This is a genomic window from Proteiniphilum sp. LBM24028 (assembly GCF_056629195.1).
Genome location: NZ_CM152817.1, coordinates 1,375,685 through 1,390,249, shown reverse-complemented (window position 1 = coordinate 1,390,249; position 14,565 = coordinate 1,375,685). Strand labels below are relative to the sequence as shown.

General features: G+C 45.0%; 12 protein-coding genes. 7 read left to right on the top strand and 5 right to left on the bottom strand.

The window, feature by feature from the left end:
* Positions 1-5: 5 nt before the first annotated feature.
* The 5 genes from dxs to tig form a co-directional block, all read right to left on the bottom strand.
* Positions 6-1,970, bottom strand: coding sequence for a 1-deoxy-D-xylulose-5-phosphate synthase (gene dxs, locus AC1HCU_RS05485; protein WP_480370009.1), 1,965 nt, complete (start codon positions 1,968-1,970; stop codon positions 6-8).
* A gap of 79 nt (positions 1,971-2,049) precedes the next feature.
* Positions 2,050-4,248, bottom strand: coding sequence for a DNA helicase RecQ (recQ, locus tag AC1HCU_RS05480; RefSeq protein ID WP_480370006.1), 2,199 nt, complete (start codon positions 4,246-4,248; stop codon positions 2,050-2,052).
* Between the two features lie 332 nt (positions 4,249-4,580).
* Positions 4,581-5,822: an ATP-dependent Clp protease ATP-binding subunit ClpX gene (clpX, locus tag AC1HCU_RS05475; protein WP_480370003.1), complete on the bottom strand. Its 1,242-nt coding sequence runs from the start codon at positions 5,820-5,822 to the stop codon at positions 4,581-4,583.
* A gap of 11 nt (positions 5,823-5,833) precedes the next feature.
* Positions 5,834-6,508 carry an ATP-dependent Clp endopeptidase proteolytic subunit ClpP gene (gene clpP / locus AC1HCU_RS05470; protein ID WP_480370001.1) on the bottom strand — a complete coding sequence of 225 codons (675 nt, stop codon included), beginning with the start codon at positions 6,506-6,508 and terminating at the stop codon, positions 5,834-5,836.
* A gap of 177 nt (positions 6,509-6,685) precedes the next feature.
* Positions 6,686-8,122, bottom strand: coding sequence for a trigger factor (gene tig, locus AC1HCU_RS05465; protein ID WP_480369998.1), 1,437 nt, complete (start codon positions 8,120-8,122; stop codon positions 6,686-6,688).
* A 193-nt stretch (positions 8,123-8,315) separates the two neighbouring features.
* Here tig and AC1HCU_RS05460 point away from each other — a divergent pair, with 193 nt between their 5' ends.
* The 7 genes from AC1HCU_RS05460 to AC1HCU_RS05430 all read left to right on the top strand — a co-directional run bounded on the left by AC1HCU_RS05460 (position 8,316) and on the right by AC1HCU_RS05430 (position 14,477).
* The gene (locus tag AC1HCU_RS05460) at positions 8,316-9,224 is read left to right on the top strand and encodes a CPBP family intramembrane glutamic endopeptidase (protein ID WP_480369995.1); all 909 of its coding nucleotides are present in this window, start codon (positions 8,316-8,318) and stop codon (positions 9,222-9,224) included.
* A gap of 1 nt (position 9,225) precedes the next feature.
* Entirely contained in the window at positions 9,226-9,801 is a 576-nt protein-coding gene (locus AC1HCU_RS05455) for a DUF3109 family protein (protein ID WP_480369992.1), read from the top strand.
* Positions 9,802-9,892: 91 nt separating this feature from the next.
* Positions 9,893-10,483, top strand: a complete 591-nt coding sequence (locus tag AC1HCU_RS05450; RefSeq protein ID WP_480369989.1) for a TetR/AcrR family transcriptional regulator — start codon at positions 9,893-9,895, stop codon at positions 10,481-10,483.
* 140 nt (positions 10,484-10,623) lie between these two features.
* Entirely contained in the window at positions 10,624-11,370 is a 747-nt protein-coding gene (gene fabG, locus AC1HCU_RS05445) for a 3-oxoacyl-[acyl-carrier-protein] reductase (protein WP_480369987.1), read from the top strand.
* A gap of 82 nt (positions 11,371-11,452) precedes the next feature.
* On the top strand, positions 11,453-12,130 hold the full coding sequence (locus AC1HCU_RS05440) for an RluA family pseudouridine synthase (protein WP_480369984.1): 678 nt from the start codon (positions 11,453-11,455) through the stop codon (positions 12,128-12,130).
* 94 nt (positions 12,131-12,224) lie between these two features.
* Positions 12,225-13,127, top strand: a complete 903-nt coding sequence (locus tag AC1HCU_RS05435; RefSeq protein ID WP_480369982.1) for a glycosyltransferase family protein — start codon at positions 12,225-12,227, stop codon at positions 13,125-13,127.
* A gap of 36 nt (positions 13,128-13,163) precedes the next feature.
* Positions 13,164-14,477, top strand: coding sequence for a hemolysin family protein (locus AC1HCU_RS05430; RefSeq protein ID WP_480369981.1), 1,314 nt, complete (start codon positions 13,164-13,166; stop codon positions 14,475-14,477).
* Positions 14,478-14,565: the final 88 nt, after the last annotated feature.

Genomic DNA, 14,565 nt, shown 5'->3' with positions numbered 1-14,565 from the left:
ATTAATTAATCTTTAACGTTTTGAATGAGTTCTACAGGATTCACGGTACCGGTGTTTTGGTTTGAATGGGCACCATCGCTAAGGCCATGATAAAGCTGTACAATTTGGCTGAGGATACCTTCCGGGTCGATGCCAGCCAGTTGCTGGAGTTCCCTGACAGAGCCATGTGTGACAAATTCGTCGGCAATACCGATTCGATGAACCTGAATGTCGGAGAAATGATTTTCTGCCAGGTACTCGAGAACGGCACTACCAAGTCCCCCTTTGATAACTCCGTCTTCGACGGTGATAATTTGTTTGAATTTTCTTGCTACCTCCCTGAGTAAATCTTCGTCTATCGGCTTAAGGAATACCATGTCGTAATGAGCAACACTTATGCCCAGTTCCTCTGCTTTGGTAATGGCTTTCGCTGCATTATTGCCAATGGTTCCGATGCTGAGGAGTGCCATATCTTTTCCTTTTTTCAGTTTTCTGCCCTTTCCAATGGTAAGGAGCCGGGGCTCATTGTGCCACTCGGTAAGTTCACCCTGTCCGCGGGGATATCGGATCACGAACGGGCCCTCGTTCCCGTATACGGCAGTGTACATCAGGTTACGCAACTCATGTTCATTGTGAGGTGCGGAGATTACCAGATTAGGGATAGGCCGGAGATAGGCAAGATCGAAGACGCCATGGTGTGTGGGGCCGTCGGGTCCAACCAGTCCTGCCCTGTCAAGACACATGATTACTTTTAATTTTTGTAGTGCCACATCATGTATTACCTGATCAAAGGCCCGCTGCATAAATGAGGAGTATATGTTGCAAAAGGGTATGAGCCCCTCTTTAGCCATACCTGCAGAGAAGGTGACGGCGTGTGCTTCGGCAATGCCTACATCGAAGGCGCGTTCAGGAAAGGTTGTCATCATGTAGGTCATTGAGCAGCCTGTGGGCATGGCTGGTGTGACACCCACAATCCGGTCATTCTGCTCCGCCATTTCCACCAGCGTATGTCCGAATATATCCTGATAAGGTAGCGGTTGGTTCTTCTGATCTTTGAGGATGCGTTCTCCGGTATCTTTATTGAATAGCCCTGGCGCATGCCAGATGGTGGCCGAATTTTCTGCAGGTTTATATCCTTTGCCTTTTATTGTTTTGATATGAAGCATCTTTGGACCTTTCATATCCTTTATATTGCGGAGAATGCGGATTAGTCCGCGTAAATCATGCCCGTCTACAGGTCCGAAGTAACGGATATTAAACCCTTCAAAGAGGTTCTGTTCTTTGGTGATCAGCGATTTCATGCTGTTGTTAAATCGCAGCACGATATTTTTTTCTTCCTCCGATATCAGGTTACGTCGCTTGAACCCCTGGTATAATGTATTACGAAACCGGTTGTATTTGTAGGAGGTGGTCAGCTTCACCAGGTAGTCCTGTATGCCACCCACATTGTTGTCGATGGACATGTTGTTGTCGTTAAGGATGATGAGCAGGTTGTTGGGTTGGGAACAGGCGTTGTTGAGCCCCTCATAGGCCAGCCCTCCCGTCATGGAACCGTCCCCGATAACAGCTACCACGTGCCGGTCCTCTTCCTTGTTGAGTGAGGCAGCTACGGCCATGCCCAATGCTGCCGAGATGGAGGTGGAGGCATGCCCGGCCACAAAAGTATCAAATTCACTTTCTGAAGGATTGGTAAAACCTGAAAGCCCTCCCAGTTTACGGTTTGAAGAGAACCGATCGCGTCTGCCGGTGAGAATTTTGTGGCTGTATGCCTGGTGGCCCACATCCCACACAATGCGATCATAAGGTGTATGATACAGATAATGCAGTGCCACAGTCAGTTCAACCGTACCCAGACTAGAACCGAAGTGTCCCGGGTTATTGGAGAGCTGTTCAATGATAAACTCTCTCAACTCGGTACAAACTGTCTCCAGCTCGTCAATATTAAGCTTCTTGAGGTCGTCGGGACTATTTATTTCTTGTAAATATTGCATAATCTATAGCCAATCCATATTATAACGGAAGCGGTATAAAATAGTTTAGAAACGGCATTGGCATATTGGCATTGGCGCATTAATTTGCCATGTCGGAGAAAAACTTGATACGCACCATTCTGATTTCGGTATCTGTATAGTCGGAGAGTTCTTCCTGCGCCTTATCCAGATCGTCTGTCTCTGTCTCCTTGAAGTAGGAATAGATATCCTGGATCACATCCTGATCCATTACCTCGTTGAGAAAATAATCGATATTGATCTTTGTTCCTGAGTATACAATGGCTTCCACTTCCGAGAGCATCTCGTTGAAGTCGATACCTTTTGATTCTGCCAGGTCGTCGAGAGCCACTTTGCGGTCTATAGCCTGTACGATAGATACTTTTAGTTTTGATTTGTTGGCGACTGTTTTCACACGCAGGTCTTCGGGACGGGTAATATCGTTCTCCTCCACATGTTTCCTTATAAGGTCCACAAATTCCTTACCATAGCGCTTTGCCTTCCCTGCCCCCACACCGGGTATATTCTGCAGTTCTTCGAATGTGATGGGGTAGGAGGTCGCCATTGCCTCGAGCGAGGAGGGTTGGAAAATTACATAGGGCGGGACATTTAGTTTTTTCGATATTTTTTTCCGAAGATCTTTCATCATGGAAAAGAGCACGGGATCAGCAGCTCCACCACTCCCTGCGGAGGCAATCACATCTGAATCATCGTTTTCCAAATCGTTCATATCATCCTCATCTTCATCATCTTTGGTGATTTTAAATGAAACGGGATTTTTGAAAAACTCTTTTCCTTTTTTGGTGATTTTAAGAATGCCGTAATTCTCGATATCCTTTTTCAGGTAATTATCGAGTAAAGCCTGACGTATGAGGGCTTCCCAGGTGCTTGCTTCTTCATCGGCACCCGATCCAAACTCTTCCAGTTCATTGTGTCCGTATGTTTCAATGTCGGATGATTCTTTTCCGACGAGAAAATCGACCAGATAATCGGCTTTTTGTTTTTCTTTGAGAGCAATAATCGCTTCTAACAGAGTAATGAGTAATTCTTTCGCTTCCACTTTATTTTTGGGATTTAAACAATTATCACAATGTCCACAATTCGGGTCGTGGTAATCCTCACCGAAATAGTGTAACAATACTTTCCTGCGGCACACGGATGTTTCTGCATAAGCTGCTGTTTCCAGCAACAGCTGTTTGCCTATCTCCTGTTCCGAGACCGGCTTTCCCTGCATGAAACGTTCCAGTTTCTGCAGATCTTTTTCGGAATAGAAGGCAATGCATCTGCCTTCGCCTCCGTCGCGGCCGGCACGGCCTGTCTCCTGGTAGTATCCTTCCAGGCTTTTGGGAATATCGTAATGGATGACATATCGTACGTCGGGTTTATCTATTCCCATCCCGAAGGCGATGGTGGCAACAATAACATCAGCCTTTTCCATCAGGAAAGCATCCTGGTTGTTGCTCCGGTTCACGGCATCCATGCCCGCATGATATGGCAGAGCCCTGATATCGTTGGCTTGCAGTATCTCGGCAAAATCATCCACTTTTTTACGGCTCAGGCAATAGACGATGCCCGATTTCCGCCCTTGAGAGAGGATGAATTTGATTATCTCCCGATCGATATGTTCTGTTTTATTTCTTACTTCGTAATGAAGGTTGGGACGATTGAAAGATGATTTGTACACCACTGCCCCGTTCATTCCGAGATTTTTCTGTATGTCGTGTTGTACCTTGGGTGTGGCAGTGGCAGTCAGCGCGATAATGGGGCGCGGACATATCTCTGCAATAATGGGTCTGATCCGCCGGTACTCAGGACGGAAATCGTGTCCCCATTCCGAAATACAATGTGCTTCGTCAACCGCATAGAATGAAATTCTGATATTTCTCAGAAATTCTATATTCTCCTGCTTTGTTAGTGATTCGGGAGCCACATAGAGCATTTTCGTCTTCCCGGAAAGTACATCTTTCTTTACTTCTTCTATTTCCTGTCTGGAAAGCGACGAGTTGAGAAAGTGGGCGATACCGTCTTCTTCACTATAGTTACGCATGGCATCTACCTGATTCTTCATCAGCGCAATCAGCGGTGATATGACGATGGCCGTACCCTCCGAAAGCAGGGCGGGAAGCTGATAGCACAGTGATTTCCCGCCACCCGTGGGCATCAGGACAAAGGTGTCCTTCCCGGATAAGATACTATGAATGATGGCTTCCTGCTTGCCTTTAAATGTATCGAATCCGAAATATTTCTTTAACCCCTGATATAGACTCTCCTGTTCTTCCATTCAGCAAATTGTCCGGTGACTAAAACGTTATCACCGAAAGTCTGACACAAAATTAAAAAAGTAATTTATATTTCCTAGCATAAAACTGCATTTCGCAATTGTATCATATGTATGCTTCCGCTTCCGGTAATGAATTCTCTGCTCCTTGCATGCCAGCATATAAATATACATCCAAGATAACGGATAAAAATAATTCTTGCAAATAAACTTGTTAAAAAACCGTTCTTCCCTGAATAATCGTATTAAAAAAACGCAGGACAAGCATGCGTTTTCAATAGACCGCCCGACAATCTTCGGTGACCGGTGGTGGTTTCTTATTGACGGGCTGAGGGTCAGGCTACACGCAGATGGTGAAGGTCGGAATTTTCCAATTGATGTATGGCGTAATCACGCGTGACATGCAATTTCTTTTTTTCTTCAGAGGGCAACGTGAACATCGCATCGATCATGATGGCTTCCACGATGGAGCGTAACCCGCGTGCACCCAGCCTGAATTCAATGGCTTTGTCCACGATATATTCATAGGCACCCTGATCAAATGAAAGGGCTACGCCATCCATTTCAAACAACTTCTGATATTGCTTGATAATGGAATTCTTCGGTTCTGTGAGTATTCGTAACAAGGCATCCCTGTCCAGTGGTTCCAGATAAGTGAGTATGGGTAAACGACCTATGATCTCGGGAATCAATCCGAACGATTTCAGATCGAGGGGAGTAATATATTTCAACAGGTTGTTACGGTCAATATTTGCCTTGTCGCTGCTGGCTGCATATCCCACTACACGCGTGTTGAGCCTTTGGGCTATCTTTTTCTCGATACCGTCGAAGGCGCCCCCGCAGATAAACAGAATATTCTTGGTGTTGACGGCAATCATCCGCTGTTCGGGATGTTTGCGGCCACCCTGGGGTGGAACATTCACCACCGAGCCTTCCAGTAGTTTCAACAGTCCCTGTTGTACACCTTCGCCACTCACATCGCGCGTAATGGAGGGATTGTCACTCTTGCGTGCAATCTTGTCGATTTCATCAATGAACACAATCCCCCTCTCGGCCGCGTTCACATCATAGTCGGCCACCTGCAGCAAGCGGGTAAGGATGCTTTCAATATCTTCTCCCACGTATCCGGCCTCTGTGAGTACCGTGGCATCTACAATGGTAAAGGGAACGTGTAACATTTTGGCAATGGTACGCGCCAGCAATGTTTTACCGGTTCCGGTAGCACCCACCATGATGATGTTCGATTTCTCGATCTCCACGTCATCTTTTACAGTTTTCTGCAAAATACGCTTGTAGTGGTTGTAGACCGAAACGGACAAAAAACGTTTTGCATTGTCCTGTTTGATCACATACTGATCTAGAAAATCCTTTATTTGTGACGGCTTGGGCAACGAGGTCAGTGAGATGCCCGGATCCGATTTGGAGTTGCTTTTGAAAGTGTCGTTCACTATCTCATGTGCCTGTTCGGCACACATGTCGCAGATATAGCCGGTCATACCGGATATAAGCAAGTTTACTTCCTGCTCACTTCTCCCGCAAAAACTGCAATGGTTGCTACTGTTCGCTTTTTTTGCCATCCCCTGTAATTTTATCCCTTTCTTGTCAGGACATCATCCACCATCCCATATTCTTTGGCTTCGGAGGCAGTCATCCAGAAATCCCGATCCGAGTCGCGCGCTACCTCTTCAATAGCTTTTCCCGAATGCTTGGAAATAATGGTATATAGTTCCTGTTTTATTTTTGCAATCTCACGTGCTGTGATTTCGATGTCCGATGCTTGCCCCTGTACACCTCCCAGTGGCTGATGTATCATCACGCGTGAGTGGGTGAGGGCGTAGCGTTTCTTTTCGGTGCCAGCGACCAGCAGGACGGCTGCCATTGAAGCGGCAATGCCGGTACATATGGTGGACACGTTGCTCGTAATGAACTGCATCGTATCATAAATACCCAGTCCTGCATATACCGACCCACCAGGAGAGTTGATGTAGATTGAGATATCTTTGCCGGGATCGGCGGAGTCAAGGTAAAGCAATTGTGCCTGGATGACGTTGGCTGCATAGTCATCGATGGCTGTGCCGAGGAAGATGATGCGGTCCATCATCAGCCTTGAAAAAACATCCATCTGTGCCACGTTAAGCTGACGTTCCTCGATGATGGTCGGGGAGATGTATCCCCCCTGGCTGGTGATGTTCATGTAACTGTCCAGTCTGCCGCCACTCATACCCAGGTGCTTTACTGCATATTTTCTAAAATCGTCTTTCATACGATAATAATTTTATTAATACTTATTCTTTATTTGTCAGAAGAAATTACTACAAATAAAGTGCCGGGATTTTACACCGGAGTGTATGCTGCTTGCTAAATCCAAAACAAAATTATAACGAATTGTTGAACTACAAAATAAAATCTTGAAAAACAGTCTGTTTTTATTTAATACTGTTTATTCAGCCGGAGCTTCCATCTCTTCATTGGAGATCTCATCTGCATGATAATCATCATTTTCTCCATGCAAGTGAGCATGTTCATGCATGATTTCGTTAAAATCTTTCGATGAGATCTCTTTTTCAATCACGGTCACATTCTCTTTCAGCCAGATGATGATTTTCTCTTCTGTTGCTTTCTCGTAAAGGTTCCGGACAGTTTCTTCCTTCTCAAGCATGCTTTTTGTATAGTTCTGCAATACATCTGCCGGCAAGTTGGTCATCCCGTACTGTGCGAACTGTGCTTTGGCTACTTCAATGGCCAAGGCTTCAATATCCTCGAATTCCACCTTGATCTCGTTTTCTTCTACTATCTTCTGCCTGGCAATTTGAAATTTGAGATCCTCCAGAATTGCGGGATAATCTTCTTCCACCTGCTCGGCAGTTTTCTTGTCACTCGATTCGAGCAGCCAGCGTTTTAAAAATTCATCGGGAAACTGCACATCTTTCATTTTATCCACGATAATGTCTCTTGCTTCATGGATGAAAAGATGATCGGCATTGGGTTTAAACTGGTTACCCAGCTCCGTGGCCACCTTTGTCCGGAACTCTTCTTCGGTGCTGACAACTCCTTCGCCCAAGACACGGTTAAACAGCTCCTGATTCAATTCTGCTTCCTGATAACGGGTCACCTCTTTGATGTCAAAGCGGAAATCGGCGTTAATATCTTTCACCTGCTCTTTGGTGGTTTGCAACAGGGAAGCTACTTCTGCTTCGTTATTATCGTAGGCGTTTTTCGGGTTAAACACTACGTTGTCACCCACCTTGGCGCCGATAAAGCTGTTCTTCACTGTTTCTTCCTTCACATAGGAGGGCATAAGGATGGCGTTTTCAATTACCAGTCCGTTTTCCTTCTCATTGTCACCTTCCATTTCGGTAAGCGTGCCCTTGATGAGGTCGGTGTCCTTCGCTTCCTCTTCAACGGACGCATAGGTACCGTAGTTTTGTTTGTAAGCATCCATCTGTTTCTCCAGAAGATCCTCTTCCAGTTTTACCTGATAATAGGTCAGTTCGATCTTTTTGTCGAGCTGCAGATTAAAGTCAGGTGTAAGTGCCACATCGAAATAGAACGTCAGGATTTCATCCTTGTCGAGATCAACCCGCTTTTCTTCACTGTCGTCGGAGATGGGTTCACCCAGAATTTTCAGTTTGTTCTCCCGGATGAAACTGGTCAGCTCTTCAGTGACAATCTTGTTTACCTCATCCACGAGTACCGCTTTGCCGTACATTCTTTGAATAACGCTTTTGGGTACTTTTCCCTGTCTGAATCCGGGAATATTTGCTTTTTGGCGGAATTGATTAAGAGACTTATCTACCTTTTCCTGATAATCTGTTTTATCCAGTTCGATGACGATGGTTCCGTTTACATCGTCCTTTTTATTCAGTGTTGACTTCATTAGAATGGGTGATTTGTTTTTTGTTGAAAGTCGGTTAATTTCAACCGATTGAATCCTTTTTTTAAATAAGAGTGCAAAATTAGTGTTATTCTTTTAATTTGCAAAAAAATTTTTCCCGACTATAGAACCGTTTCTCTGATGAAAAGCGGGGAATTCACATGAAAACCTTATCTTTGCACTCAAAACGGAAGAAATGCGACCAATTTTCAGATCGGCCTCGCCCGGCTTCAGAATTGCATACCTTTTTTTATTGTTGTTTATCGGTGTGATCATGGCAGGAATCCTTATTCGTTTGTTGCAGATGATTCCCCTGGTGAACCACGCAGGCGAGGCTGCACAGGTATATGTAAGCTCTGCGCTGCAGTCGGTATTCGCGATTGCACTACCTGCATATCTTGTGGTCGCTTTTACCGAGGACCGGCCCGCACATTATCTGAAAACTGACAGCAACAGCAGGCTGCCCCGAAAAATTATTTTTGCCATACTCATATTTTGTGTCTCCTATCCATTTGCCTCCTTCCTGGCACGATGGAACAGTGCCATGGAGCTGCCGTACTGGATGAGCGGCATTGAAGAGGTAATGCAAGCCATGGAGAATGCTGCCATGGAGACAACTGAACTATTGCTTTCGGGAAGTACACTCGGCTCTTTGACACTAAATCTGCTCATTGTTGCAGGTATGGCTGCAATTTCGGAAGAGTTGTTTTTCAGGGGTGCATTACAACAGTTTTTGATGGAAAAATTCAAGAACGGTCATTCTGCTGTCTGGATCACCGCGCTATTATTCAGTATCGTACACTTTCAGTTTTACGGATTTTTACCAAGGATGGTGCTGGGTGCGATGCTGGGTTACCTTTTCCTTTATACGGGAAACCTATGGGTACCCATAGTCTTTCATTTTGTAAACAATGCCCTGGTTATTATACTGAATTTCTTTTGGTGCGACAACGAATGGTTCATTCGCCTGGAAGAGATGCCTGTCACTTTTCCCTATTTCATTGCCGCAGTCATAAGTGCACTGGTTACCCTGTTTCTGTTCTGGATCTATCTGAAAAAGAATCGGAAAGCTGTCGCACCTATCGATAAATCAAACCCATATTAAAATGATACAAATACATAATACGCTTATTTCCGACGACATATTTGAAGAACAATTTATTTGCGACCTTTGTAAATGCAAGGGGCAGTGCTGTGTGGAGGGAGAATCGGGTGCTCCCATCACCCGGGAAGAGTTTGATAAGATCAATGAAATTCTGCCCGAAATCAGGAAAGACCTTTCACCCAAAGCCCTGGAGTTAATTGAACGGCAGGGAATTGCTTATACCGATACCGACGGGGAGCTGGTTACTTCCATCATCGAGGGCAAAGAGTGTGTTTTTGCCCGGTTCGATGCCAACGGTGTGTGTAAATGTACCATAGATAGCGCTTTTCGGGAAGGACGTATTTCTGTGCAAAAACCAATATCGTGTCATCTCTACCCAGTCAGACTGCATGAATATGCTGATTTTACGGCAGTGAACTATCACCGCTGGTCGGTATGCCGGCCTGCCCTGAAACTGGGCCGTAAGGAGGGTGTGCCTCTTTACCGTTTTTTGAGGGAGCCACTAATCAGAAAATTCGGCGAGGAGTGGTACCGGGAGGTATGTGAGGCTGCTGTATTGCTTAAAGAAAAAAAGTAACAGTAGATATTGATTTTTTTATTATAATACTTTCGGGATTTGAAATCTTTGTTTTATTTTTGCACATATGTAAATAAAATGTGCAGAAAAAGTGACTTCAGCCATTTCAAAAACAAAAAATAATTTAATTGACGTAGCACGGCAGCTTTTCGCGAAAAAAGGTGTCGAGAATACAACAATGAATGATATCGCCGAGGCTTCCCAGCGGGGAAGACGTACTCTTTACACCTATTTCAGCAACAAAAATGAGATATATAAGGCAGTAATTGAATCGGAACTCGATGTGCTATATGGCAAGCTGGAGGAGGTAATTCGACGTAAAATCCCCGCCGACGAAAAGCTTATTCTTCTGGCTTTTACGCGTTTGAGTGCCATCAAGGAGGTTGTTACGCGCAACGGTACGCTCCGGGCCGATTTTTTTCGGGACATCTGGAAAGTAGAAAACGTACGCAAGGAATTCGATAAGAAAGAGATTCACTATCTGGAGACAATTATTCAGGATGGATGTGAAAAGGGAATCTTTCAGTTGCAGGATATAAAACAGACAGCTGAGATATTGCATTATGCATTTAAAGGGCTTGAAGTGCCCACCATACGGGGTGTAATGAAACTCGACTACAACAAAAAAGAGGACAGGGAGATCATTTCGGGTATTTTGTTTAAGGGAATGTATGTGAAATAGGTAGTCAGATTCAGTTGTCAGCTTTGGTTATGTAAGATTATCGGACGGAGCGGTATGCAGGGATAGTAAACAGCCGGCGTTATCAAGATAGGACTTGGAAATCAATAAGAATTATAACAGAATTAAAAATAATAGATAGTATGAAGTTATTAGAAGGAAAAACAGCCCTGATTACCGGTGCCGCCCGTGGAATTGGTAAAGCAATCGCACTGAAATTTGCATCGGAAGGAGCAAATATTGCTTTCACTGACCTGGTTATCGATGAAACCGGAGAAGCCACCGAGCATGAAATAGCTTCCCTCGGGGTGAAGTGTAAAGGTTATGCCTCCAATGCAGCCAGTTTTGAAGAAGCGCACAAAGTAGTGGATCAAGTCATGCAGGATTTTGGGCGTGTTGATATTCTGGTGAATAATGCCGGTATTACCAAAGATGGGTTGATGATGCGTATGAGTGAACAGCAATGGGATGCGGTAATCAACGTGAACCTGAAATCGGCATTCAATTTTGTGCATGCAGTGGCTCCCGTGATGATGCGCCAGAAATCGGGCAGTATTGTGAATATGAGTTCCGTGGTAGGTGTCTCGGGAAATGCAGGGCAGGCAAACTATTCGGCATCGAAAGCCGGAATGATAGGCCTTGCCAAATCGGTAGCGAAGGAGCTCGGCTCACGGGGTATCCGGGCCAATGCGATCGCCCCAGGCTTTATTATTACCGAGATGACAGGGCAGCTTTCAGAAGAGGTTCGCAATGAATGGGCAAAGCAAATACCACTGCGCCGCGGCGGTACACCGGAAGATGTTGCGAACGTAGCTCTTTTTCTTGCTTCAGACCTCTCTTCGTATGTAAGTGGCCAGGTAATCAATGTATGTGGCGGTATGAATACCTGATTCAGGGAACAAACATTATTGTCGGAGGCACACAGGAGACCCTATGTGCCTCTGAGTTTTTAAAGCATCTTAATAAAATCTTATGGAAGTTTTATATGAAGACAACCATCTTATTATAGTGAACAAGGCTGCCGGGGAGATTGTGCAGGGAGATAAGACGGGTGACGAACCTTTGTCGGACATGGTAAAAGTCTATCTGAAAGAGAAGTATCACAAACCGGGTAATGTTTTCTGCGGTGTGACACACCGGCTCGACCGGCCGACAAGTGGAGCGGTGGTATTCGCAAAGACCAGTAAGTCACTCACACGGCTCAATGACATGTTTCGAAAAGGAGAAATAAAAAAAACTTACTGGGCCATCGTCAAAAACAGGCCGACTGCAGATGAAGACACATTGACACATTATCTTGTTAAAAATGAAAAAAACAATAAGTCTGCCGCTTATGACACGGAAAAACCGCATACCAAGAAGGCGGTGCTTCATTACAGGCTGATTGCCGCCTCCAAAAGCTATTATCTGCTGGAGGTAGACCTTGAGACTGGCCGCCATCATCAGATACGCTGTCAGTTGGCTAAAATTGGCTCTCCCCTCAGGGGTGATCTCAAGTATGGTGCCGAGCGCTCTAATCCCGACGGCAGTATCAGTCTGCATGCGCGCACCGTCTCCTTTATCCATCCTGTCTCAAAGGAAAATATTTCCGTTACCGCTCCTCTTCCGAAAGAGGCATTATGGAATGCCTTTTCTCATTTAATAAAATGAGCACGAGCGGCAATTTGATTGCCTTTTCCCTTTCTATCTAACTGTAAAAATCCTATATTTGCGGGATTAAAATATAAATTAAAAAACGCGAAGAATGAAACCTACATTATTTGTACTGGCTGCAGGGATGGGAAGCCGTTATGGCGGATTGAAACAACTTGATGGCCTGGGACCTAGTGGAGAGACCATCATGGATTATTCCATTTACGATGCTGTGAATGCCGGCTTCGGCAAGCTGGTCTTTGTAATACGCAAATCATTTGAAACTGACTTTCGGGAAAAAATTGTCAGCAAATATGAAAAAAAAATACCCGTTGAGCTGGTGTTCCAGGAACTCGACAATCTGCCGGCGGGATTTACACCGCATCCCGACAGGGTAAAACCGTGGGGTACCAATCACGCTGTGATGATGGGAAAAGAAGTGATTCACGAGCCGTTTGCCGTGATCAATGCCGATGACTTTTATGGACGAGAGAGCTTCGAGGTGCTGGCCAACTTTCTTTCGGGTCTTTCTCACAGCGAGAACAGGTATTGTATGGTGGGTTACCGCGTGGGAAACACCCTCTCGGAAAGTGGCACTGTGGCGCGCGGGATATGCGAAACCGATGCCGAAGGAAACCTTTCCGGTGTAGTGGAACGCACGCAGGTGATGCGTGTTAACGGCATGGTATCGTATAAGGATGAAAACGACAAATGGGTGCCAATCAGCGACAATACTCCCGTATCGATGAACATGTGGGGCTTTACGCCCGATTATTTTCGCTATTCGGACGATTATTTCATACAATTTCTGAAAGAAAATGCCGAAAATATTAAAGCAGAATTTTTTATTCCCTTACTGGTGAACAACCTCACAGTAAGTGGTATGGTGACAGTGAAGGTGCTCGATACTCCCTCAAAGTGGTTTGGTGTGACTTATGCCGAAGACCGCCCCGATGTGGTTGCGAAATTGAAGGGTCTCGCCGAAAACGGTGTCTATCCCTCACCCTTGTGGTAGCATCCCAAAGACGATGCCCACTTAATTATGCTTCGTATGTGGATTGATATCATCATTGTTTTTCTACTGATCCTGCTCAACGGATTTTTCGCTCTTTCGGAGATCGCAATTGTCTCTGCAAAGAAGAATAAACTGGAGAAGGAACGAAAACTGGGAAAGAGGGGAGCCGTGCGAGCACTCAGATTGCAGGCCGATTCCGATAATTTTCTCTCGTCGGTACAAGTGGGAATTACACTGATTGGTATCATCAACGGAGCATTCGGGGGACAAGCCTTTGCTGTTTATATGATTCCTTTCTTCGAGCAATTTGCTGCCGCTGCACCCTTTTCGGAGGCTATTTCAATGGTAATTGTGGTTTTCCTGATCACCTATGTCTCCATTGTAATTGGCGAACTGGTACCCAAAACAATCGCTCTGAACAGCCCGGAGAAAATGGCTATCGCGGTCGCTCCTGCAATACATGTGGTGAGCATCGTCTTTTACCCCTTTGTGAAATTGCTGGCAATCTCCACCAGCTTTATCACAAGGCTTATAGGCCTGAAACCCAAGAATGAGGTGATTTCTGAAATGGAATTACGTGCCATGCTGAAAACTGCCTCACACGAAGGAATCATCGATGTGGAAGAAAATATCATCCACGAACAGGTATTTTACTTCTCCGATAAAAGAGCAATACACCTGATGACACACCGCACCGACGTGGAGTGGGTGGACATCAGTAAAAGCCGGGAAACGGTCATCCGGGATCTGCTGCAGACAAAACACAGCAAAATTCTTGCCTGCAGAAAGCAGATCGATGAGTTTACAGGTATTATATCGATGCGGGATTTTTTGTTGAGATTGAATACCGGCGAAAAGTTCGAGATTGAAGATTTGATCATGGAACCGATTATCGTGCCAAATACGCTTCGCGCCCAAAAGGTGCTGGAGAACTTCAAAAACAATCATAAATTTGTAGCTGTGGTAGTGGATGAATATGGCAGTCTCGAGGGCATCATCACCATGCACGATATTTTCGAAAACCTGGTGGGAACCATACCGGAGGAAACAGACGATGCCGGGGCAGAACCTCTTCTCTTTATGCGCGATGATCATTCTGCGCTGGTGAGCGGAGAAGCACCTATTGAGATATTAACGCAGCTGGATGAGGATTTTATTGTTGATTTCGACAAGATAGACTATTCCACGGTGGCAGGATTTGTTTTTGCCTGTATCAACAAAATTCCTTATGTGGGTGACAAATTTGATTATGACAAACTCCATTTTGAAATAGTGGATGTTGATGGAAATAAAATAGATAAAATATTAGTAACAAAAAAGATAAAAGAGATTGATGAAGTGGCAGATTAGTTTGCCGGGATTCTGGCGTATGAAATTTATGTTTTATAACACAATTTTTTTTTAGGATGTTCACAAAATCTGTGTTAATTTTACACGA

Coding starts and splice junctions, on each gene's coding strand:
- fabG (WP_480369987.1), top strand. CDS start 10,624: ATGAAGTTATTAGAAGGAAAAACAGCCCTGATTACCGGTGCCGCCCGT.
- AC1HCU_RS05455 (WP_480369992.1), top strand. CDS start 9,226: ATGATACAAATACATAATACGCTTATTTCCGACGACATATTTGAAGAA.
- tig (WP_480369998.1), bottom strand. CDS start 8,122: ATGAAGTCAACACTGAATAAAAAGGACGATGTAAACGGAACCATCGTC.
- clpX (WP_480370003.1), bottom strand. CDS start 5,822: ATGGCAAAAAAAGCGAACAGTAGCAACCATTGCAGTTTTTGCGGGAGA.
- dxs (WP_480370009.1), bottom strand. CDS start 1,970: ATGCAATATTTACAAGAAATAAATAGTCCCGACGACCTCAAGAAGCTT.
- AC1HCU_RS05460 (WP_480369995.1), top strand. CDS start 8,316: ATGCGACCAATTTTCAGATCGGCCTCGCCCGGCTTCAGAATTGCATAC.
- clpP (WP_480370001.1), bottom strand. CDS start 6,508: ATGAAAGACGATTTTAGAAAATATGCAGTAAAGCACCTGGGTATGAGT.
- AC1HCU_RS05440 (WP_480369984.1), top strand. CDS start 11,453: ATGGAAGTTTTATATGAAGACAACCATCTTATTATAGTGAACAAGGCT.
- AC1HCU_RS05430 (WP_480369981.1), top strand. CDS start 13,164: ATGTGGATTGATATCATCATTGTTTTTCTACTGATCCTGCTCAACGGA.
- AC1HCU_RS05435 (WP_480369982.1), top strand. CDS start 12,225: ATGAAACCTACATTATTTGTACTGGCTGCAGGGATGGGAAGCCGTTAT.
- recQ (WP_480370006.1), bottom strand. CDS start 4,248: ATGGAAGAACAGGAGAGTCTATATCAGGGGTTAAAGAAATATTTCGGA.